This is a genomic window from Mesorhizobium sp. B2-3-4 (assembly GCF_006442315.1).
GTDB lineage: Bacteria > Pseudomonadota > Alphaproteobacteria > Rhizobiales > Rhizobiaceae > Mesorhizobium.
On sequence record NZ_VFVY01000001.1, the window covers coordinates 57,665 to 75,689 of the forward strand.

The following is an 18,025-nucleotide window of genomic DNA, read 5'->3' on the forward strand; positions in this document are numbered from 1 at the left end:
CAGTTGCCTCCTGGCTATCGCACGTCATGGATATTCCAGATGACGGCGCGCTTGCGGGAGTGCTGGAGCAGGCGGAAAACTACATCCTGGTCAAGGACGGCGAAACGGTTGGCTGGCTCGGTCTGGTGAAGTGCCTAGACGGCCTGTGGACCCTCGATATGGCAATCCGTCCGGAGTGGCAGGGGAAATGGGCCACCCGAGATCTTTTAATGCAGATTGCGACATTTTTGTTTACCCCCGACAGACAATTTCTCGTCCTGCACGCGAAGAGGGCTGGTGCCGTTAAACTGGCTTTGCGCATGGGCGCCAAGCCGTATTACGATGGTGCCATGAACTGCGGCGTCTACATCCTCTCCAAGGACAATTACTTCAACGGGAGGCTTGCATGACGTGGGAAGCATTTTAAGCCCAAAGACGCCTGCTGCCCCGCCGCCGCCCCCGCCGGTCGATTACATCAACAGTCGGGATGAAGTCGCCGGGACGCAAAGCAACTACGTCACGAATCCGGACGGCACCAAGACCCTTGTTACCAGCCAGCTGCCCCTGACGGAGGAGCAGCAGGCCGTCAAGGACAAGCTCGATTCGATCGCCAAGCAGAACCTCGACTACATCGATACCCTGACCAACAATTACGATATTTCACAGGTGCCGGGTCTCGCTGATTACGTCAACAGCTATAAAGCCCAGCAAATCCAGGGGCTGGATCAGGCCACTTCGGACCAGACAAACCAGTCGGAAACAGCGCTGGCAAGGTTTGGTCAAGCCGATAGTACGGCGGCCATCAAAGACCGCGCTGCTCGCGGCTATAATTACCAGCAAGGTCGTCAGACGATTGATCAGAACGCGGCCCAAATCGAACAGCAGGGCCGCCAGCAGGCAATCGGCAACGCCACCAACCTGTACCAGCTCGCCACGGGCGGCATCCAGACCAACTTGTCCAATCTCGAAAGCTCGCTTGGCCAGCAGCAGCAATTCCAACTGAACGATGCTGGCCTCCAGACATCGCGCAACAACGCGATTTACAGCGGCGCCCTCCAGCAACAACAATTGCAGCAGCAAGCCAGTCAGGCCGGTCTCGGTAATATCGCCGCGCTTGCAGGCTTGGCGACACTGGCGGCCGGCCCGGCCGGGTTCGGCCTCTACGGCTTGGCGTCGAAGGCTGGTACCTCTGCCGTGTCCAATGCTGCCATCAATGGCTACCTCTCATCAGATCGCCGGCTGAAAACCGACATCCAGCTCGTCGGGAAGCTCGACAGCGGCCTGAACGTCTATCGTTATCGCTACAAGGCTGGCGGTCCCGTCATGCTCGGGGTGATGGCCGATGAAGTTGAAGACGTGAATCCCGATGCCGTGATGGTCGGCCCGCGAGGCTTCAAGATGGTCGATTACGGAAAGCTCAATTAATGGCCAATCTCGCGGACATCGCAACCGGGTCCATGGATAGCGATACCCTTGCCAACCTGATGAAACTGTCGGGTAGCCCCACGTCGTTGCCGCTTTCCCAGGCGAGCGATCTGGCCAACCAGCCGACTGCGGACGATCAAACGGCGCAGAGCCTTGCCGGCATTGCTTCGCAGATCACGCCGGGCGGGAATATATCGGCCATTCTCAAAGGTGTTGTGCAGGGCGTTGGCCTGACCAAGAAGCAGCAGGCTCAACAAAAGCGCGATGCGGCCAACCGGTACCTTCAGCAGCTCAACCAGCACCAGATTGACCTGACCCAGCACCAGCAGGAAATGCAGCAGATCCTGCAGGCCGGCGAGTATGCCAAGGCCAATCAGGACCACCTGGTGAACGGGCTGCAGATTGCCGACCAGTTCGGGGATACCTCGGAAGTGGATCGCTTCATCCGTGCCAACCCCGTCATGCAGAAGGTGATTGCGTCTCAACTGCCTGACGGCGCCACCTACACTGGCGTTAACCTGCAGACCGGCCCGGACGGAGTGAAATCGCTGGTGCCGGTGGGCCAGCTGCCGGACGGCACGGCGGTCAGCGGCTCCAAGCCCATGAATATCGACAGCATTCTGTCTACGTTCGCCCCCGACGTGCTGGCGGCCCGTGCCGCTGCCAGGGGAGAGGCCCTGAAACAGGGTCTGGAAATCCAGAAAAAGCAGGCTGAGATAGCCACCGAGCACGCCCAGGCTGGCAAGTACGCGGCGGAGGCAAAAAGCGCTGCATCGGACGTGTCGTCGTCCCATCCTGGGCAGGGTAAAGCGCCCGCAGGTTATCGCTGGGCCGCCGACGGTCAAACGCTTGAAACCATTCCGGGTGGTCCCGCCACTAAACCGAGCGGTACGGAAGCCGGACAATTGGCAATCGTAACACAAGGCCAGAAAGCGGTCGGCGACATCCGCAAGATTATGTTCAACGCGGACGGCTCGTTGAACAAATCGACCTTGGTCGAAGCATCGGGCGTCAACGTACCGTTTGTCGGTAAGACGCCTGCTTTCTCCGAAAAGGCCCGTGAGCTTCGGACAGCGTTTTACAATATGGCCAATGCCAAACTGCGCCTGGAAAGCGGAGCAGCCGTGCCAGAAAGCGAGGTCCAGCGGACCGCCGACGCATATCTTGCTGGAATTATGGACACACCGGCATCGGCAGAATTCAAGCTTGCTGCGCCTGATCAGTATTTCAAAGACTTCCTGCATGCGTCCGGCAGGGAGGCCACGCTCAACCCGCCACCAGCGGCAGGCAACACCTCTGACAGCACGCCAACCACCCCGCAAAGCCAGCTTCTGCTGGCCCCTGACTCAATTGATGCCGAACTTCGCCGCCGTGGGGTGCTGAAGTAGATGGATTTGTCGCAAGTCAGCACCGAAGACCTCCTGGCGCTGAAATCCGGCGACCTGTCGAAGGTCTCGACCGACGGGTTGCTCGCCCTGAAGGGCCAGCCTTCGGCACCAGATGAAGGCTTACTCCAAAAGGCTGGTGACGTGGCCGGTCACGCCTTGGCAGGTTTTGGCGGCGGGCTCCTCAAGCGGGGTGTTGGCGTCATTCAAACCGGTGCGGACCTCGTCGGGGCGAAAAAGACCAGCGAAGCCGCAGCACAGGTCAAAAAGAACATCGATCGCGACGTTTCCGGCATGGGCACCACAGGCAACATTGCCTCGTTCGCGGGTGATGTGGCGCCGTTCCTTCTCATTCCCGGCGGAGCCGCCACCATGGCGGGCCGTGCGGGCCTTGGCGCGGTTGCTGGTGGGTTGGAAGGCGCCACCCGCGCCAGCGACACGCCCGGCGACCTTAAGACCCGCGCGGAAGATGCGGGGATCGGGGCCGTGACGGGTGCCGTGGCGGTTCCGGCCATCGAAGGCGCGGTTAAGACCGTTGCAGCAGCGCCGAAAATCATCGCGGCTGGCTATGGCAAGATCGCGAAGGGCTTCGGGGCCAAAACAGCCGACGAATGGCGGGCAGTCGGTGATGATTTGGCTGCCAATGCCAATGCCACGCTTCAAGCGGCCGACAAGAACGGCACGGTTGTGGCGCCCACTGCATCCACCAAGGGCATTGACGGTATTCTGGGCGACATGAATTTCGCCGAATTGAGCAAGCGCCAGACAGCCGACAACCTCTACGGCGGTACCATGGGGCTCATGAAAGATCTGGAGGCCATGAAAGGCCGGCCGGTTTCGCTAGGGGAGATTCATGAGTTTCGCCAGCTCATCGGCCAAACAATCTCAAAGGGTCTCAAAACCCCCGGTGCGACGCCGGATGCAGCGAAAGCCACTCAGCTCCTCGGCAGGTTCGATGATTTTGTCACTGGTCTCAAGCCGGAAGACATCGCGACTGGTTCGGCCGACAATGTGGACACGCTCTACAATTACCTCGGTCAATACAGCCAGTTTAAGCGGTTTGACGACGTGCGAAAGGTGGTCGAGGCCGCTGGGGGCGACATCAACAAGGTTCGTACTGATCTCAAGGGATGGTTCCGTCCCGGCAATGAGAAAAGATTGCGCGGGTTTACCGACGATCAGAAGGCGGTCCTGAAGGCGATTGCATATCCCTCGAAGGGCGAACAGGTGCTTAATCTGATCGGCAAAGGCGGGGTGGATCTGGCCAATCCCCAGAACAGCTGGCTTGGACCTGTCATTAACCTGGCGCTCTCTTCCACTCATGGGGTCAGCACCGGGGGCGGATCGGTCGCTGCTGCCACCGCTGCTCGCTACGTCGGCCAGAAAATGGCGCGAGGAAATATCGAATCCGCACTTCACGCACTTGCGACCGGTAGCAAAATCACACCGCGGCACATCGATGTGACACCCAATAATCTCGGTTTGGACGGGTTTGGCCGATGAAACCCAAACACGATTGGCACCTCGACCTGCGGATTACCCTTGGCCTCATCCTCAGCACGGCCATGAATATCGCCGGGGGCGTGTGGTGGGCTGCAAAGGTGCAGAACGTCAACGATCAGCAGGACACCGCAATCGCGCGTTTGGAGACCCGGCAGGACCGTGCCGACGCCTCGTCAGTCTCCCAGATTGAGCGGCTTGCCCGGATCGAAGCCAACCAGGCGAACCAGACCCAGCTTCTGCAGGAAATCCGCCAAAAGGCGTTCCGCTGATGACGCCGGAAATAACCCTTCTTCGTTATGCCGACACCGGGGACGCTACGCTCGGCGTGTTTCGGGCTGGCAAACGGGTGGTTTACACGCTGGAGGATAGTTGGCGGGACAACCAACCCAAAGTGAGCTGTATCCCGGCCGGCACATATCACTGCGTACCCCACGGCTGGGAACCGAATAGCCCGGTCAAAAGGAAGCGGACTTGGGAGATTACCGGTGTTCCCGGCCGCTCTGCGGTCCTGATACACGCCGGCAACCGCCCCGCCGACACCGAAGGCTGCATCCTGGTCGGGCTGGGCGTCTTTTCGGGCGCCCTCACCAGCAGCGCCGACGCTTTGGGGGTACTGCGCGCAATAATCGGGGCAAATCCATTCACCCTGACTATTCGCTCGCTGGACGATATTTCAGTTGCTGCGTGAGTATGGCCGTGTCAGATTCTCGACGCGGGATACTTTCCGGTATAACGCAGTTGTTCAAATTTCCTTTTGTGCAACACAAGGTGGGGGCTTCGGCCTCCATTTTTATTTACAGCCAAGCTCGCTCGTGGTCTGATTCCTGTATAAGGAAAGCATAAAAACATGGGTGCAATTGTTGAATTCATAGCCAAGAACTGGAAGCTTCTCTTGGTCATTTTCGGCCTCGGTGGCACTGTAACCGTCCTTGGCGTGGTGCCCGGCCTGGAGAGCATCAAGGCGCCGGTGGAAACCAGCCTTGACGGCGTCAAAGCCAAGCTGGTCGATCCGTCTGCGGTAAGCCAAACCGTCCAGTAATGTCCGCATGGCTGGACAAGGCGCTTGCTGCCATCGCCACCCTCGTCGCGGCAATTCTCCCGTATCTCGAAAAGATCGGGCTGGTGTCAGCCGGAGCGGCGCTGAATGAGGGCGCCGACGCCAGAAGGGCGCTCGATCGCGTGGGCAAAGCTGACGATGCTGCCCGCGCTGTTGATGCTACCGACGATGACGGCATGCAGCACCTTCTCGACAAGTGGAGTTGATTGCGCCCGGGTCGGCGCCGACCTGCCATTCCACAGCAAGCAGTTTTTCGCTGACGGGGTGCAGCGCGGAAGCAACACCCAAAAGCAGATGATCCGGCTGAATGAGCGGTGGGAGGCCGCGTGCCGATGATTTGGGTGGCGTTGGTCCTGGGCATTGCGTTCACCCTGGCGGCAGTTTCGGCATTCGCCTGGCTGATTTTGTATCTGGCATGGCTCAGTGCATGGCTAGTGGCCATCGCCGGGCTCGCTGGATTGATCTGGGTGGGGTTCAAGGCATGGCAGCACTCGCACCCCTGAAAACGCTTCTGGCGCCATGCTGTGCGGTCGATCGGCTGCACGTCGATTGGGAATGGGTAGGTTCGCTCGCCGGAACGAATCAGGCGGTGGGTAGTTCGACTCGCCAGAGTTGTGGAGTGGGGCGTATGCGTGACGAGAATTTCGACATTCCCGTAACAATCGAGACCAGCCAGACAGGCCGATATCTGACCGTGACCAGGACAGCCCAGGCTGCCTCGTTGTTGCTGGAGAAATGGCCGACTACCCGCGGGCCGAAATACCGCGCGGCGCTCAAGGCCATGCGAGACGTTCTGGAGCAACGCAAAACGGTTAGTGTCGGTCGCAAAGCCTTCACCGCCGCCGCCAAGGAAGCGGATGTGTTCGTCAGAGAGGGCCGGGACTTCGCCTGACCGTCATCTGCCTGCAAATTTTTTTCGATCCAGAAGTCTGAATTGACGCCTGAAAAGGTATCTTCCATGGCAAATGAAAACCGCCACCCGGCGGTGCCGCTTTGGAGATACGGTAAATGGCATCAGGTCAGACCAACGTCGAGATCATTGACGAAGTCAGCATGCAATACAAACACGGTGGGCGCCTTTGTCTGCAGGCAGCTCGTTACCATCATCCGGATGGCACCACCGAGGACGGCTTCCGGTTCTGTTGGCGGGAGGCAAACGGCAATCTCAAAGTCCTTCGCGGACAAACCCGGCTGCCAAACCTGCGGGCAGCCTATGTCCTGATGGCGATGGCGGCAGACCGGCCGGCTTTCCTCAACCACCGCGGCGCCGACGCCGCAGACCTGCCTGGCTCGGTCAATCTCTAGGCATAAAGAAAGACCCCGGCTTCGCGCCGGGGTCTATCGCTAGAGGGATGCCTGGATCTCGCGGGCGGCCGGGCAGTCCACAACCTTGGCCGCCTGCTCTCTGACCCAGTCCGCCGCCTTTGATGCATGACTGGCTGCGGTGAAGATGGCGCGCTTGTCCTGCTTCAGCACCTTCAGCCACCCGGCGATGTAAGAGGCATCGCTGGAGTTGCCGGGCTGGATGTCGTGGTGGGCGCAAAGGAAGGCGCTGCCCAGTTCCGCCACAAGCTCCTCGAACGCATAACGCTCGTCGCCGAACCGCTTGCCGAACTCACGGTCCAACCGGCTTTTGTGGCCGGTGGCATGGGTCAGCTCGTGGAAGGCGGTCTGGAAGAACGCCTCCTCGGTCTGGAAGGCCTTGGCCTGCGGCATCCGGATGATGTCCACCGACGGGATGTAACAAGCCCTGTCGCCCCGATATTCCACCTTAATCCCGCTACCGTCCAAGGTCCGGAGCGCATCTTGATAGGTGAGTTCCGCCGGCACTTCCGCCGGTGGTTCGCACAGGTGTGGCGGAAGGTTGTCGATTTGGGCCAGGTTGAAGACCCGGTGAACGCGGATGATAGGCTGGAGGATCGTTTCCTCCGTCTCCTCGTTCTCCTTCTCAAGTACCGTCGCGTAGACGATGCTTGTGGACTTCTCGCCAGCCCTTACCCGGGCGCCCAGGTCGTGCGCCTGCTTGAAGCCCATCCAGCCATGGCTGGGGTAGCCATGATCGCCCGCCGCAAACCACAGCAAGGCGATGTTGATGCCCGAATAGGGCCGCCCGGTCGCGGCATTGGTTGGCATGATGCCGATGCCGTTTGACCGAGTGACGGCCCATGGTTTCTGCCATGGCAGGAGTCCTCCCTTTTCGATTTCTGAGACAATGCGGTCCGTGACCGCCGAATGCAGATCGGTGGTGTGCATGGGTTGCTCGCGATGTTTGGGTGAGGGGGCTGCCAAGCCCACAGTGTGGGCTTGGTGTTCCCAGCGCCTGAAACCGCGCCGTAGTCCGGGTCAACGCCCCGCAGCCGACAGGAGCCGAAGGCTGGGCTTTACCCGGCGTAGGCGTGGTTTATCGGCCGTTGCTTCGGGTCTGGTAGTCCGAACGACCGAAACGACTGTCGTCGCGCGGGTCGTCCTTCTGCTCGTCGTCCTTCGACTGCGGGACCTTCATGACCATGCGGCCATCGAGGGGAAGGGCCTGCAGAACGAGGCTGTAGCCACTCCCATCGGGCAGCGACCAGGCCGCTCCGATCTTGGTCCAGAACGGCTTCACGCCCCGGGCTTTCTCTTCCTCGGTCAGCGGTGTGGCGACCAGGATGTCATGCGTAGGCATTTTCTTCGCGGGTTGCATTTTGCTCTCCGAAAATGGGCGCAAAAGAGTGTCCAGCCGGGTTTGCGCCCGGTTGCAAAAACAGTTTAGATGTAGCTGAACAGGAAAATACTATGCTTATCGTCAAGTTCGTCAAAGGATTATTGAAGCTCATATCTTGGGTTGATTTGGCTCTTGGCTATATTATTCATGGGATAATCGCCGTAATAAAGGGCATATACCGTAGCATGACGGCGCAGAAGGAGGAGCCAACCCACGGCGATGCCGCTTTTGACTCGGACAAGGAGCTAAAAGAACAAGGGATGTTGAAGCCGGGTGGGTTTCTGGCCTGCGTTACCCGGAAGCGCCGAAAGGTCTACCTGCCGAAGGATGCCAGCCTGATGATCATCGCGAACAAAAGGCAGGGGAAGACACAGGCGGTCAACGCCAACTTACTGGATCTCCGCAACCGGCCATGGGTGACGGAGACCATCGATGTCGGCGGTAATCACATCAAGCGGCGCCGTCAGCAGCTTCCGGACCTCGTGATGTATGACCCGAAGCTCGGCACCTTAAAACGGACCCGCACGACGCTGGAGGGGCTCGGCTACCGGGTGCTGGTGATCGACATCGACAATCCCGAGAACACGGAGGCGTGGATCAACCCAGTCACATTCCTGGACATCCATGATGTGTACGATTTCGATCGGCAGAATGATGTTTTTGCCGATCTGCTCGCCGCCGATGCGAAGCACGGCAAACACAGTCACTTCGACAATTACCCAAAGATCATGATTGCAGGGGTGATCAAGTACCTCCTCCTGAAACAGCCTAGCCAGGCGACGGTGCCGCATGCTGTGAGACTTTTGGTGAGCAGCAATGAAAGCCGGGAGGCGCTGTTCGCTTTGATGGCGCTGGTTGATGATCCGATTATCACCGCCGCAGTTGATTCCTTCCGTTCCGCCGGGGACCGGGAGAAGGGCAGTTTCATTACCACCAACTTCGAGAAGATGAAGGTGTGGCTGCGCCCGTCCATCTGCGCCATCACCGAACACCGGGACGCCGAAGGCTTGCTGGTCAACACCTTCACATGGGAGCAAGTGTTTACTGACGACGCGCCGGTAGCGGTTTTCATACGCTGTGGTCTCGGGACGGGCGAGGGCGCCCTGGTGCGGCTGCTCATCGGGTGCGCCATCAACTCGGCGAAGCGAATGTTCAACGCCACCGGCGACACGCCGCTGCGCAAAGGCCTCTGGGTCATCGTCGATGAAGCTAAGACGATCGGGCGCTGCAACGCCCTCCTCGATGTCAACCGCGAACTGGGTGAGGCCGGCGTGAACCTGCTGGTCGCCTACCTGTCGGAATCGGACATCAAGGAAGAATTCCAGCAGGATGCAGAAGCTCTCATCGGCGGATGCAGCCTGCTGGTCTATGGCGGCTCGAATGAAATCGGCTGGCTGGAGCGGGTCAGCAAACTGCTCGGCAAGCGCACCTCTTACGGCCGGTCCGAGAGTGCCAGTCAGCACGGTTCCAGTCAGGGCCGGAGCGAAACACCGACCAATCTCAGAAACGCAGATCAGGTCGCCTCAATGGGCTTTATGGAGTGCATCTTGATCGTGCCGGGCAGGGCGAAGGTGTTTGGCTTAAAGCCCTTTAAGCTGGTCAAGCGCCTGTGGCGGAAAACCGTGGTGGAGTTCTATCAGTAGCCTTCGCTGCGATCTCGGTTTTTGCCGGTTTCTTCATCAAGGTCGTCAAGTTCGTGCATCGCGCCGGCAATATGCAGGATATGGCGGTACTTGGCTTCTGACAGTTCGCCTTTCTCGTACAGGTCACGCAACTCCTCCAGGGAAAGCTTTTCCATGTTCTTGCGGATAGCGTCCTTGAACAGGTTCTCAGCATAATCCTGGTTCCTGCGGTTGCTGTAGCGGAGGAGCTGATTTGCCAGCATGACCTGCTTGCGTGCGTAGTCAGCCTTCGCGTTTTCCCAGCGCTGCACCTGCTGCTGATGCTCCTGCAAGGCCTTTGCCTGCCGCTCCTGCAACGACCGCTCCATGTAGACTCTGACAGCCGCGAGTTCCGCGCGCGTTCTGGCCTGCGAAGCCCACCTGAGCCCACCGATGCCTATCGAGAACCCCTTCAGGCGCCCATTCGGCTTTAAATGCTGGCGGAACTCCTTCGCCGCGGATTCGACTGCCTTCTTGGCATCTTCGTTGGCGATGTGGGCTTGCCCAGCCTCATGCGAAGCTATCGCCAACTCTTTGTCGGCGCGACCAAAGTCAGCTTCGGCTCGTGTCAACTCCGTCTTGGCGTTCTCCAGCGTCTCCAGTTCACGGTGCGCCTCCAGCACATTCTCCAGGGGCGATCCGGTAAGCTCCAGCAGGGCCATATCTTCATCATCGCCGTCATCGGCGTCCTCTGTTTCCAGAGGTTCGTCGTTCACGGATTCTGCCGGCGGTTCTATCTCGCTATCGGTGCTTAGCGGTGCGGCCTCCCGAGCGGGCTCAAGATTGTCGTTGGCCGTCTCCTGCTCCCGCAGCGCCTGCGCCTTCTCCTCGGCGGCGTCAAAATCAATCCGGGCGTCGATACCCAGCGCGGCCATGTCGTCGTTCGCCACGTCCTGCCAGAGGCGCTTGAAGCGGTGCGTGCTGTTGCGCTCCCAAGCCTTGGCGACGGTCTTGCCGGTTTCCCGGTGCTGGTCGATCAGGACGAAGTGGACATGGGGGTTGTGGGTATTCCAGTCCTGAATCGAAAAGTAGTAGGGCGCCTGTCCGCCCCGGGTCAGCCGGAAACCGAATTTGTGGACCGTGCCGATGCTCTGCTCCATCGTCATTTCGCGGGGCAGGGCGATGATGAATTTCTCGATGACCCGGCCGTCTTTCCGAATGCGGTTTTCCCGATCCTCCAGCACTCGCCGGATGTGTCCGTAGCTGGGGGAGAGGCCACCGCCAGCGCCGACATATACGGTCGCCTTCTGGCGGGTGTTGTAGTTCAGATTGGCAACGGCGGTGCCGGGCTCTTTCTGAGCATCTTTTTGATGAAGGTGTGGTTGAAGTACGTGATTGCCACAGGAGTACCCTAGCACGGTGCAGCCCAAGGCACTTCGGGTCGCTTGCGACCCATATTGTGCCCTATAACTGCACCATCCTAGATTTCACCTGTGACCTCTGCCACACAACCAGCGTTGCATATCAGTGCGCAGCCAGTGTGTTAATACCAGTTAAGCCATTCCTGCAGCGGCAAGGGGGTCAAGTTGAACAGATGGATGGATGTCCCTCGCCTGCGAGAGCGCAAATCCCACGCTCTCCCGACCCTCCCAATTGATCCCGTTGCGAAAGACAAGCGACCGTTCGTTGATACTCAGGTCATAGGGCGAGTTTGAAATCGCGATCGTGTCAGTGAAAAGCCGAAACGCATCGGGATTCATCCAGGTACTGAAAAAGCGGGTTGCTTTGAAAATTCCCGCAACTGCTGTGGGCGTGTGATCGTAGCAATTGAGCAACGCAAAAAATCGCCGCACCGCCTCTTTGGAAGATGACGTAAGTTCGGGGCTGGAGCCGGCCTCCGCAGGCAATACGAAGTCGATAGGCTTGCCTGAGCCGATGTGGTTTAAAAGCGCTCTCTCGTGCCCATGGAGCCTGGACCAGGTTGCGAGCTGCCCGGTCTGCACGACTAGCGTTTGCGCGTCACTGATGATGTCCGAACAGTTATAAGTCCGATGATCGACAGCGTCGATAAGACCAATTTCGGCCAAGCGCTTCATGGCGTCGGGAGTCGGCTGGTCTTTACGTTCAAGCATTTGCCGAATACCCTCACGGGCAAGATCGGATTTGCTCATTTTGAAATGCTTGACCGCAGGCATAAGCACGTCGGTCTCGTATTCATCATCTATTTTCGCTACCAAGCGCTTCTCTTCCTCGTCAGAGGCTTGGCCAGGCGCTTTCCTCGGCTTCTTGATTGGCAACCAGACCTCCCGAATCGTGAGATGCACATCTTCGTGCACACCGGTTGGAACTCAAAGCACTTGGTGTGATCCAAGGTTTTCTGCTCGGGCAAATTTATCGGTTTTCCATTTAGTGGTCGATGCGACCTCGTACCCGGCATCGAAGGCGCTCCACACCCGGAGCGACCGCCGGGGATGGAGGCGAAAGTGGGCAAGTTCCTGCAAAAGCTGAAACTACCCGTGCTGGTGAACGGGAGCCGCGTCATGGCCGAAATCACCACTCAGAACCGAAGCCTTGGCCACCGAACGCAGGATGAGGCTCCGCGTTGGCTGGAACGTGAATACCGTCACTTCCGTCCCCATTACGAAATCCCCGGTTTCGGCGTGATTGGGGCTGTGTTCGACCACTGCGAACGCTGGCGGGACGGGACGTTCAAGGGCAAGTTCGTGGCCTTCTATACGCTGCCGGTGAGCCTCGCAGGTCGGCACGGCACGGAACGTGTGGTGTGGGTGAAGACGCCGGAATGCTTCTACGAAGTCCGGCAATTCACCTTGGCCCACCGCAAGTTCGTGAGGGTCTGACCATGTCACAGCGAATCTCGAACAACGCCCACGGCGGAAACTCCTCGGCGGAGGCGTCCATCACGCAAATCTATCAGACCGTGGCAGCGGAGCAGACTTTCGCCGACTTTCTGGGATGGTGCGTGATTACCGTCCTGTGCGTCGTCGGCGCCCTTACGCTCCTCATCCAGTGCAGCGGGGTTAAGATCGAGTACACCGACTGCAGGCATTACCAGGCGGGCGACCCGGCCAACACTGCTGCCCTGAACCAAATCTGCAACCCACGCTGAAGGCTCTCACAATGCAACATCTGCTGCAGTTCATCCTGCGGTTGGCGGAGCTTTTTGTCCGCGCCTACGTGCAGATCCTGGTGATGCTCATCACCGCTGCATTCCGCGCAGTCTCCGCCATCGTCAGCCACATCTGGTCAAGCTGGCAGGGTCGCCAAGCGGAAAGAATGCCTCGACGGCGTTCTTCCCGCTCCGGGCGCCAAAGGAGGAGGCAATGGCAAGGAAGGCGCTGATTGGCGATACCGACGTGCTGTTTGTCGTCGCCGGGTTGGCGTGGTGCGCCAACTACATGACCGTCAGATGGTGGCACTATCCGTACCTCTATTGCTGGTTTGCCCCGCCCTTCCGCTACGTCTGGGAACCGCTGGGGCAGTTCGTCTATCTGGTCACACTGGGTGGCTTTATCATCGGCGCGTTTTCGCGCCGGTGGAACATTGCAATCTTTAACATAGTCATTATGTTAATGGTTCTTAATGCCCCAGTCGCAGCCGATACGGTTTTCAGATTGGGAGGCTCCTGTGGATGAGGAGTACCAGAAAGTGCGCGAAGCCATCATGCAGAAGCACGGCATCGACCCGTACCACCGGTACGGGGAAGAGCAGGCCGCACACTTCGTGGACATCGACCTGTCCACCCTGAAGCGATGGCGGGCACAGAACCTCGTGCCCGCCATCCGGCTCGGGCCGCGCAAGGTGCGGTATCTGGGCATCCATGTCGCCGACATGATGCTCGGCCGCTACCCCCGGCCCGGCACGTCAGCCCCCGGTGAGTAGTCATGCCGCGATACCAGAAACGCGAGTTCCAGCTTGGCGATTACTGGCTGGACAAGCGTCCCGGCAGCGCCGCCTGGCATCGGACATCCTACGATGAAGCCGCAAAGCAGACCCGCAAGGTGAGTTTGGGCACGGCCGACCTTGAAGAGGCCAAGACCAAACTCACCGAGTGGTTTGTGGAGCAGCGGATGAAGAACGGCCGGGACCTGTCGGCCGACAGCGTCCTGCTGCGGGATGTCTGGAAAGAATATCAGGCCAGCCACGTCGAGAAGCTGCGCTCGCGGCAGGCGGTCAAGATCCTGCTGCGATACTGGCTGGACTTCTGGAAGGACGCCACCGTGGCCGACCTGCGGGACGTGCCCCGACAGGAAGAGTTCAAGGCCTTCCTGGAGGCCAAGGGGCTTTCGCACAATTCGGTAGTCAGGGGGCTCGAAGTCGGCCGCGCGGCCATCAACCGCGCCTGGAAGCGCGGCATTGTTCGCGACCGGCCATACATCGAGGTCCCGGCGATGGAGCAGGGGCCTCCGATGGGCCGGCCCATGGAGGTCGAGGAAATCCGGCGCCTGTATACGGCGGCCGGTGACCATATCCGGCTGTTCCTCATCCTGATGCTTGGCACTGGTGCCAGGAATGAGGCCATAACCACCCTGACGTGGGCACAGATTGATTTTGAGGCCGGGTTGATAGAACTGAACCCCAAGGGGCGTAAACAGACCTCAAAACGCCGTCCGACCGTCAAGCTGCTCCCCTTCCTGCGGGAAGTGCTGGAGCCAATGGACAAGACCACGCCGTATGTGCTGATGTTCCGCGGCCAAAAGGTCGGCCATATCAACAAGGGCATCCGCGCCGCCCTGCGCCGGGCCAAGCTTGATCGGCAGATTACGGCGTACTCCTGCCGCCACACCGTGGCGCGCTGGCTCCGGCGTGAGGGTGTGCAGCCTTGGGAGACGGCGATGCAGCTGGGCCATAAGGTCACCGGCTTTTCGATGACCGAACGCTATGCCAGCTGGTCACCCGACTATCTGGAGAAGTCATCGGCGGCGTTGGAAAAACTGCTGCGCGCCGCTATACCTCTCGATGCACCGCCAATCCCTTACGCCCGCTGAACGTAGCAGTTTCGTTGCAGACCCGTCCGTAGCGGCTTGTTTTAAACTCTGCCCCATTTCTGGAACGACACCATCGCTTACCGGATGTAAGCCGACGGCCGAAATCAAAGCCGCGCCATAGAAGCCGGCAAGGACAGCGACTTCCAGTCAGGGCCGGTGCCGAAAGCGCCGGCCCTTTTTCTCGTTGCGCACGGTCGCCGTCAGTCAACAAATGCCGGCGTGGCGGGCGAACCGCATGACCCCGCTATGCTTTCGCGCTCTCAATGCCTAGTGTCTCATCTGTTAAGGGGGACATGATGGATCGAAGGCGCTGCATCGAAATCTGTGCTGTCTTGATGGCGATCCTGCTTGGGCCTCAAACCGCCTTCGCCGAGGATTGGTGGAAGGGGGCCTTCGCCAACGAAGGCTCGAGCCCGTGCGACAACAATGATTCCAGGATCACATTCAGCGACAAGTCCGTGGACATGTGGGAAGTCGGGTGCACGCTGGACAAGGTTCAGAAGCTGAAAGGCCTGGATGCCGTCATTCTGGACATGACCTGTTCCGACGACGAGAACAGCGTCGGGAAGAGCCGGACACTGCTGCTCAAGCTCGAGGACAACAAGATACTGCGCTATCCTCAGAACCAGGTGCTGCAACGCTGTTCGGAACTGGATACTGACAGCCCCAAGCTGTGAGGCCGGCGGCCAAACCCTGTCAGGCGATACCCAAAAAGCACGGCGCTTTCATTTCGCTTCGCCGCCCGGTTCGAAATTGCGCGCAAGGCCACGTTGCCGCCATATTCCAATGGAACCGAGAATGCCGGTGATGCCATGGTCAAGGCCGTGCGTTCGCCTGGAACCCGTTTCATGCCTCGCGCGTTTGTGGCCGACTTGATACGGACATGGTTGGCGAATTGTTAAGTTTGCCAACTCTAGAGTGCGGGCAAGATCGCCCCTGGATCGAATGCTACAAGAATGTCTGGAACGTCCATGAGAACCAGCCGCCGCTTTTTCCTTTCCGGAGCCTCCGCGCTCGCCGCCGCCGTGGTGGCCGGTCGCGCGAATGCGCAGGATGTGATCGGGGATATCCTGAAATCCTCGGCCCGTGGCAATTGGGACGACCAGTTCGACGCCCGTGCCAGCGAAGGCGGCAAGGTGGCTTCCACGCTGCCGATCTTCAGCCCGCAGACCGTTGCCTTCACCGAACAGGCGGTGGCGCAGTATCAGAATATCGTCTCGCAGGGTGGCTGGACGGATGTTCCCGCGACCAAGAAGCTTCAGCTCGGCGTCGACGATCCGGACGTGGTGCCGTTGCGCAAGCGTCTGATGGTCGCCGGCGATCTGTCGCAAAGTGCCGGTATTTCGACGGCCTTCGATTCCTATGTCGACTCGGCGGTCAAGCGCTTCCAGTTGCGCCATGGCCTGCCGGCTGACGGTTCGATGGGCAAATACACCTATGCGGCGATGAACGTTTCGGCGCAGATCAGGCTTGGCCAGTTGCAGACCAATCTGCAGCGGCTGAAGGAGAAGGCGGGTACGCTGGGCAGCCGCTATGTGCTGGTCGACATTCCGGCCGCACAGGTCGAGGCGGTCGAGAACGACCGCGTCGTGCTTCGCCACACCGCGATCGTCGGCAAGATCGATCGCCAGACGCCGATCGTCAATTCCAAGATCAATGAGATCATCGTCAATCCGTACTGGAACGCGCCGGTCTCGATCGTGCGCAAGGACATCATTCCGCTGATGCGGAAGGATCCCGACTATCTCAAGAACAGCCATATCCGCCTGTTCGCGCCCGATGGCAGCGAAGTCGATCCGATGAATGTCGACTGGTCGACCGACGATGCCGCCAAGTACCGCTTCCGCCAGGATCCCGGTTCGGAAAACGCCATGGCGTCGGTCAAGATCAATTTCCCGAGCCCGGACGGCGTCTATATGCACGACACGCCGCAGCAGAGCCTGTTCGGCAAGATGATGCGTTTCGATTCCTCGGGCTGCGTGCGTGTTCAGAACGTGCGCGATCTCGTCACCTGGATCCTGCGCGACACGCCCGGCTGGGATCGCCAGCATTTCGAGGCGGCGATCAAGACCGGCCAGAACACGCCGATCCAGGTCACAAACCCGGTGCCCGTGCACTTCCTCTATCTCTCGGCCTGGTCGACAGGACCCGGCGTCGTCCAGTTCCGCGACGACGTCTACGCGTTGGACGGCGCCAGCGAACTGCAGATGACGTCTTCGCTGTAAGTGTCTGATATTGCTCTAAAAAAGGCCGCCGTTAAGGCGGCTTTTTCTTGTTTGGCGGGAGCTGCCTTCAGATCAGCCGCTGATTCACCAGCCGAGCCACCGCTTGCGCCCGGTTGACGGCGCCGAGCTTGCGCCTGGCATTGTCGACGTGAAAGCGCACGGTGGCCTCGGCAATGCCCAGGATGACCGAGATTTCCCAATCCGTCTTGCCTTCCGCGACAAGCGCCAGGCTGTCGCGCTCGCGCACGGTCAGGCGGACGGTGGCGGTTGCAGGTGGCGTGGTCAGGCTCATCAGCCGTTCGGTCAGCACGAGGCCGGCCATCTGGATGGCGAAGCTCTCGTCCGCCGTGAAATCGCGCTCGTGGAAACCCAGGTGCAATGAGGCAATCGCGCCGTCGGCGCCGTAGGAGGTGGAACACAGCGCGTCATCGATCCCGGCCTCGCCGAGGGCTTCCCAGTAGACGCCGAATTCCCCGCTGCGTGGAGCGAAGTCCGAGAAGCGGTAGCGCGTGCGGCTTTCGCGGATCGCGCCGAGCAGCGGATTGCATTCGAAGCAGACATAGTCGAACGCCGGGCTGCCCGGCCAGTTGGCTGGTGCCAGCCGGGTGATGAAACCTCCGGCCGCCCAATGGCTCGACGAGGTCAGCGTCGCTGCCGGGCGCCGGTAGAGCCGGGTCTGCAGATAGGAAGCGCCGAACGCTTGCATCGCCGCGAAATAGGCGACGCTCGCATCCTCCGCCGTCGTCGAGGCGAAGGCCGGTTCGGCATGTGCCATGATCCGTGACAGCATCGATCGAACCCCCCGTCCGCCAGCCGCCGTGCAGCGTGGCACAGGCGCCTGTCAGCCGCAAGCCGCCGGGCGGTAAAGAGCGCCTGTCAAGCCCGCGTTATCGGGAGGTTGAGGCGGTGGGGTCCTGGCTTATTCAGGAAGCCGCGGGACTCATGGCGGGTAGAGCCTCCCGCCCGAAAGCCCCCGCATTTTCCGCGCCGGCACCCAGGGGGCCGGCGTGGAGGCCGGCCGCCCGGTGCCCCTAGGCAGCCTTGCGCTGACGCCGGGCGCCGGCCGCTGCTAAAGCCGGGCCTGCCCTGTTTTCCAGCGGTCAGAGCGGCTGGACGAAGCTCCGGCGATTGCGCATGGTC

At 60.0% G+C, this 18,025-nt stretch carries 24 protein-coding genes; 19 read left to right on the plus strand and 5 right to left on the minus strand.

Annotated features, from left to right (window positions below):
• Nucleotides 1-26 precede the first annotated feature (26 nt).
• The 10 genes from FJ967_RS00340 (at nt 27) to FJ967_RS00385 (ending at nt 6,654) form a co-directional block, all read left to right on the plus strand.
• Complete coding sequence (locus FJ967_RS00340) at nt 27-389, plus strand: hypothetical protein (protein WP_140729744.1); 363 nt, start codon at nt 27-29, stop codon at nt 387-389.
• A gap of 1 nt (nt 390) precedes the next feature.
• Nucleotides 391-1,404 carry a tail fiber domain-containing protein gene (locus tag FJ967_RS00345; protein ID WP_181175626.1) on the plus strand — a complete coding sequence of 338 codons (1,014 nt, stop codon included), beginning with the start codon at nt 391-393 and terminating at the stop codon, nt 1,402-1,404.
• A complete protein-coding gene (locus FJ967_RS00350) occupies nt 1,404-2,792 on the plus strand; it encodes a hypothetical protein (RefSeq protein WP_140729746.1) in 1,389 nt (462 codons plus the stop codon). Before FJ967_RS00345 ends, FJ967_RS00350 begins: the two co-directional genes overlap by 1 nt.
• A complete protein-coding gene (locus tag FJ967_RS00355) occupies nt 2,793-4,292 on the plus strand; it encodes a hypothetical protein (RefSeq protein WP_140729747.1) in 1,500 nt (499 codons plus the stop codon). It abuts the gene before it with no gap.
• Nucleotides 4,289-4,561: a hypothetical protein gene (locus FJ967_RS00360; RefSeq protein WP_140729748.1), complete on the plus strand. Its 273-nt coding sequence runs from the start codon at nt 4,289-4,291 to the stop codon at nt 4,559-4,561. Before FJ967_RS00355 ends, FJ967_RS00360 begins: the two co-directional genes overlap by 4 nt.
• Nucleotides 4,561-4,980: a DUF5675 family protein gene (locus tag FJ967_RS00365; protein ID WP_140729749.1), complete on the plus strand. Its 420-nt coding sequence runs from the start codon at nt 4,561-4,563 to the stop codon at nt 4,978-4,980. Before FJ967_RS00360 ends, FJ967_RS00365 begins: the two co-directional genes overlap by 1 nt.
• A 159-nt stretch (nt 4,981-5,139) precedes the next feature.
• Complete coding sequence (locus tag FJ967_RS00370) at nt 5,140-5,331, plus strand: hypothetical protein (protein WP_140729750.1); 192 nt, start codon at nt 5,140-5,142, stop codon at nt 5,329-5,331.
• A complete protein-coding gene (locus FJ967_RS00375) occupies nt 5,331-5,555 on the plus strand; it encodes a hypothetical protein (RefSeq protein WP_140729751.1) in 225 nt (74 codons plus the stop codon). Before FJ967_RS00370 ends, FJ967_RS00375 begins: the two co-directional genes overlap by 1 nt.
• Nucleotides 5,556-5,830: 275 nt before the next feature.
• The gene (locus FJ967_RS00380; RefSeq protein WP_181175627.1) at nt 5,831-6,241 is read left to right on the plus strand and encodes a DUF982 domain-containing protein; all 411 of its coding nucleotides are present in this window, start codon (nt 5,831-5,833) and stop codon (nt 6,239-6,241) included.
• Between the two features lie 116 nt (nt 6,242-6,357).
• Nucleotides 6,358-6,654: a hypothetical protein gene (locus FJ967_RS00385; protein ID WP_140729753.1), complete on the plus strand. Its 297-nt coding sequence runs from the start codon at nt 6,358-6,360 to the stop codon at nt 6,652-6,654.
• A gap of 39 nt (nt 6,655-6,693) precedes the next feature.
• Here FJ967_RS00385 and FJ967_RS00390 read toward each other — a convergent pair whose 3' ends face one another.
• Entirely contained in the window at nt 6,694-7,602 is a 909-nt protein-coding gene (locus FJ967_RS00390) for a zincin-like metallopeptidase domain-containing protein (RefSeq protein WP_140729754.1), read from the minus strand.
• 148 nt (nt 7,603-7,750) lie between these two features.
• Nucleotides 7,751-8,032 (minus strand): hypothetical protein, encoded by a 282-nt coding sequence (locus FJ967_RS00395; RefSeq protein WP_181175628.1) that lies wholly within the window; start codon nt 8,030-8,032, stop codon nt 7,751-7,753.
• Between the two features lie 92 nt (nt 8,033-8,124).
• Between FJ967_RS00395 and FJ967_RS00400 the strand changes: the two genes are divergently transcribed.
• Nucleotides 8,125-9,696, plus strand: a complete 1,572-nt coding sequence (locus FJ967_RS00400; RefSeq protein ID WP_181175629.1) for a TraM recognition domain-containing protein — start codon at nt 8,125-8,127, stop codon at nt 9,694-9,696.
• Here FJ967_RS00400 and FJ967_RS00405 read toward each other — a convergent pair.
• Together FJ967_RS00405 and FJ967_RS00410 are read right to left on the minus strand one after the other, a co-directional pair.
• Nucleotides 9,690-11,084 (minus strand): MobA/MobL family protein, encoded by a 1,395-nt coding sequence (locus tag FJ967_RS00405; protein ID WP_140729756.1) that lies wholly within the window; start codon nt 11,082-11,084, stop codon nt 9,690-9,692. The two genes, FJ967_RS00400 and FJ967_RS00405, sit on opposite strands and share 7 nt — an antisense overlap.
• A 123-nt stretch (nt 11,085-11,207) precedes the next feature.
• Nucleotides 11,208-11,951: a hypothetical protein gene (locus FJ967_RS00410; RefSeq protein ID WP_140729757.1), complete on the minus strand. Its 744-nt coding sequence runs from the start codon at nt 11,949-11,951 to the stop codon at nt 11,208-11,210.
• A 186-nt stretch (nt 11,952-12,137) separates the two neighbouring features.
• On the opposite strand from FJ967_RS00410, the gene FJ967_RS00415 reads away from it, so the two are divergent.
• From FJ967_RS00415 to FJ967_RS00450, 8 genes are all read left to right on the plus strand, one after another.
• A complete protein-coding gene (locus tag FJ967_RS00415) occupies nt 12,138-12,512 on the plus strand; it encodes a hypothetical protein (protein WP_140729758.1) in 375 nt (124 codons plus the stop codon).
• Between the two features lie 2 nt (nt 12,513-12,514).
• Nucleotides 12,515-12,781 carry a hypothetical protein gene (locus tag FJ967_RS00420; RefSeq protein ID WP_140729759.1) on the plus strand — a complete coding sequence of 89 codons (267 nt, stop codon included), beginning with the start codon at nt 12,515-12,517 and terminating at the stop codon, nt 12,779-12,781.
• Between the two features lie 11 nt (nt 12,782-12,792).
• The gene (locus FJ967_RS00425) at nt 12,793-13,014 is read left to right on the plus strand and encodes a hypothetical protein (protein WP_140729760.1); all 222 of its coding nucleotides are present in this window, start codon (nt 12,793-12,795) and stop codon (nt 13,012-13,014) included.
• Nucleotides 12,996-13,307, plus strand: coding sequence for a hypothetical protein (locus tag FJ967_RS00430; RefSeq protein ID WP_140729761.1), 312 nt, complete (start codon nt 12,996-12,998; stop codon nt 13,305-13,307). The genes FJ967_RS00425 and FJ967_RS00430 overlap by 19 nt, the downstream gene beginning before the upstream one ends.
• Nucleotides 13,300-13,554: a hypothetical protein gene (locus FJ967_RS00435; RefSeq protein ID WP_246675127.1), complete on the plus strand. Its 255-nt coding sequence runs from the start codon at nt 13,300-13,302 to the stop codon at nt 13,552-13,554. Before FJ967_RS00430 ends, FJ967_RS00435 begins: the two co-directional genes overlap by 8 nt.
• A gap of 2 nt (nt 13,555-13,556) precedes the next feature.
• Entirely contained in the window at nt 13,557-14,660 is a 1,104-nt protein-coding gene (locus tag FJ967_RS00440; protein ID WP_140729762.1) for a site-specific integrase, read from the plus strand.
• Between the two features lie 296 nt (nt 14,661-14,956).
• A complete protein-coding gene (locus tag FJ967_RS00445) occupies nt 14,957-15,337 on the plus strand; it encodes a hypothetical protein (protein ID WP_246675128.1) in 381 nt (126 codons plus the stop codon).
• Between the two features lie 294 nt (nt 15,338-15,631).
• Nucleotides 15,632-16,885, plus strand: a complete 1,254-nt coding sequence (locus FJ967_RS00450) for a L,D-transpeptidase family protein (RefSeq protein ID WP_140729764.1) — start codon at nt 15,632-15,634, stop codon at nt 16,883-16,885.
• 67 nt (nt 16,886-16,952) lie between these two features.
• Here FJ967_RS00450 and FJ967_RS33895 read toward each other — a convergent pair whose 3' ends face one another.
• Nucleotides 16,953-17,675, minus strand: a complete 723-nt coding sequence (locus FJ967_RS33895; RefSeq protein WP_281405668.1) for a helix-turn-helix transcriptional regulator — start codon at nt 17,673-17,675, stop codon at nt 16,953-16,955.
• Nucleotides 17,676-18,025: the final 350 nt, after the last annotated feature.

What these genes read in the sequence shown, in the direction of transcription:
- FJ967_RS00340 (WP_140729744.1), top strand. Translation starts at nt 27, where the DNA reads ATGGATATTCCAGATGACGGCGCGCTTGCGGGAGTGCTGGAGCAGGCG.
- FJ967_RS00350 (WP_140729746.1), top strand. Translation starts at nt 1,404, where the DNA reads ATGGCCAATCTCGCGGACATCGCAACCGGGTCCATGGATAGCGATACC.
- FJ967_RS00355 (WP_140729747.1), top strand. Translation starts at nt 2,793, where the DNA reads ATGGATTTGTCGCAAGTCAGCACCGAAGACCTCCTGGCGCTGAAATCC.
- FJ967_RS00360 (WP_140729748.1), top strand. Translation starts at nt 4,289, where the DNA reads ATGAAACCCAAACACGATTGGCACCTCGACCTGCGGATTACCCTTGGC.
- FJ967_RS00365 (WP_140729749.1), top strand. Translation starts at nt 4,561, where the DNA reads ATGACGCCGGAAATAACCCTTCTTCGTTATGCCGACACCGGGGACGCT.
- FJ967_RS00370 (WP_140729750.1), top strand. Translation starts at nt 5,140, where the DNA reads ATGGGTGCAATTGTTGAATTCATAGCCAAGAACTGGAAGCTTCTCTTG.
- FJ967_RS00375 (WP_140729751.1), top strand. Translation starts at nt 5,331, where the DNA reads ATGTCCGCATGGCTGGACAAGGCGCTTGCTGCCATCGCCACCCTCGTC.
- FJ967_RS00380 (WP_181175627.1), top strand. Translation starts at nt 5,831, where the DNA reads ATGGCAGCACTCGCACCCCTGAAAACGCTTCTGGCGCCATGCTGTGCG.
- FJ967_RS00385 (WP_140729753.1), top strand. Translation starts at nt 6,358, where the DNA reads ATGGCATCAGGTCAGACCAACGTCGAGATCATTGACGAAGTCAGCATG.
- FJ967_RS00390 (WP_140729754.1), bottom strand. Translation starts at nt 7,602, where the DNA reads ATGCACACCACCGATCTGCATTCGGCGGTCACGGACCGCATTGTCTCA.
- FJ967_RS00395 (WP_181175628.1), bottom strand. Translation starts at nt 8,032, where the DNA reads ATGCAACCCGCGAAGAAAATGCCTACGCATGACATCCTGGTCGCCACA.
- FJ967_RS00400 (WP_181175629.1), top strand. Translation starts at nt 8,125, where the DNA reads ATGCTTATCGTCAAGTTCGTCAAAGGATTATTGAAGCTCATATCTTGG.
- FJ967_RS00420 (WP_140729759.1), top strand. Translation starts at nt 12,515, where the DNA reads ATGTCACAGCGAATCTCGAACAACGCCCACGGCGGAAACTCCTCGGCG.
- FJ967_RS00425 (WP_140729760.1), top strand. Translation starts at nt 12,793, where the DNA reads ATGCAACATCTGCTGCAGTTCATCCTGCGGTTGGCGGAGCTTTTTGTC.
- FJ967_RS00430 (WP_140729761.1), top strand. Translation starts at nt 12,996, where the DNA reads ATGGCAAGGAAGGCGCTGATTGGCGATACCGACGTGCTGTTTGTCGTC.
- FJ967_RS00440 (WP_140729762.1), top strand. Translation starts at nt 13,557, where the DNA reads ATGCCGCGATACCAGAAACGCGAGTTCCAGCTTGGCGATTACTGGCTG.
- FJ967_RS00445 (WP_246675128.1), top strand. Translation starts at nt 14,957, where the DNA reads ATGGATCGAAGGCGCTGCATCGAAATCTGTGCTGTCTTGATGGCGATC.
- FJ967_RS00450 (WP_140729764.1), top strand. Translation starts at nt 15,632, where the DNA reads ATGAGAACCAGCCGCCGCTTTTTCCTTTCCGGAGCCTCCGCGCTCGCC.
- FJ967_RS33895 (WP_281405668.1), bottom strand. Translation starts at nt 17,675, where the DNA reads ATGCTGTCACGGATCATGGCACATGCCGAACCGGCCTTCGCCTCGACG.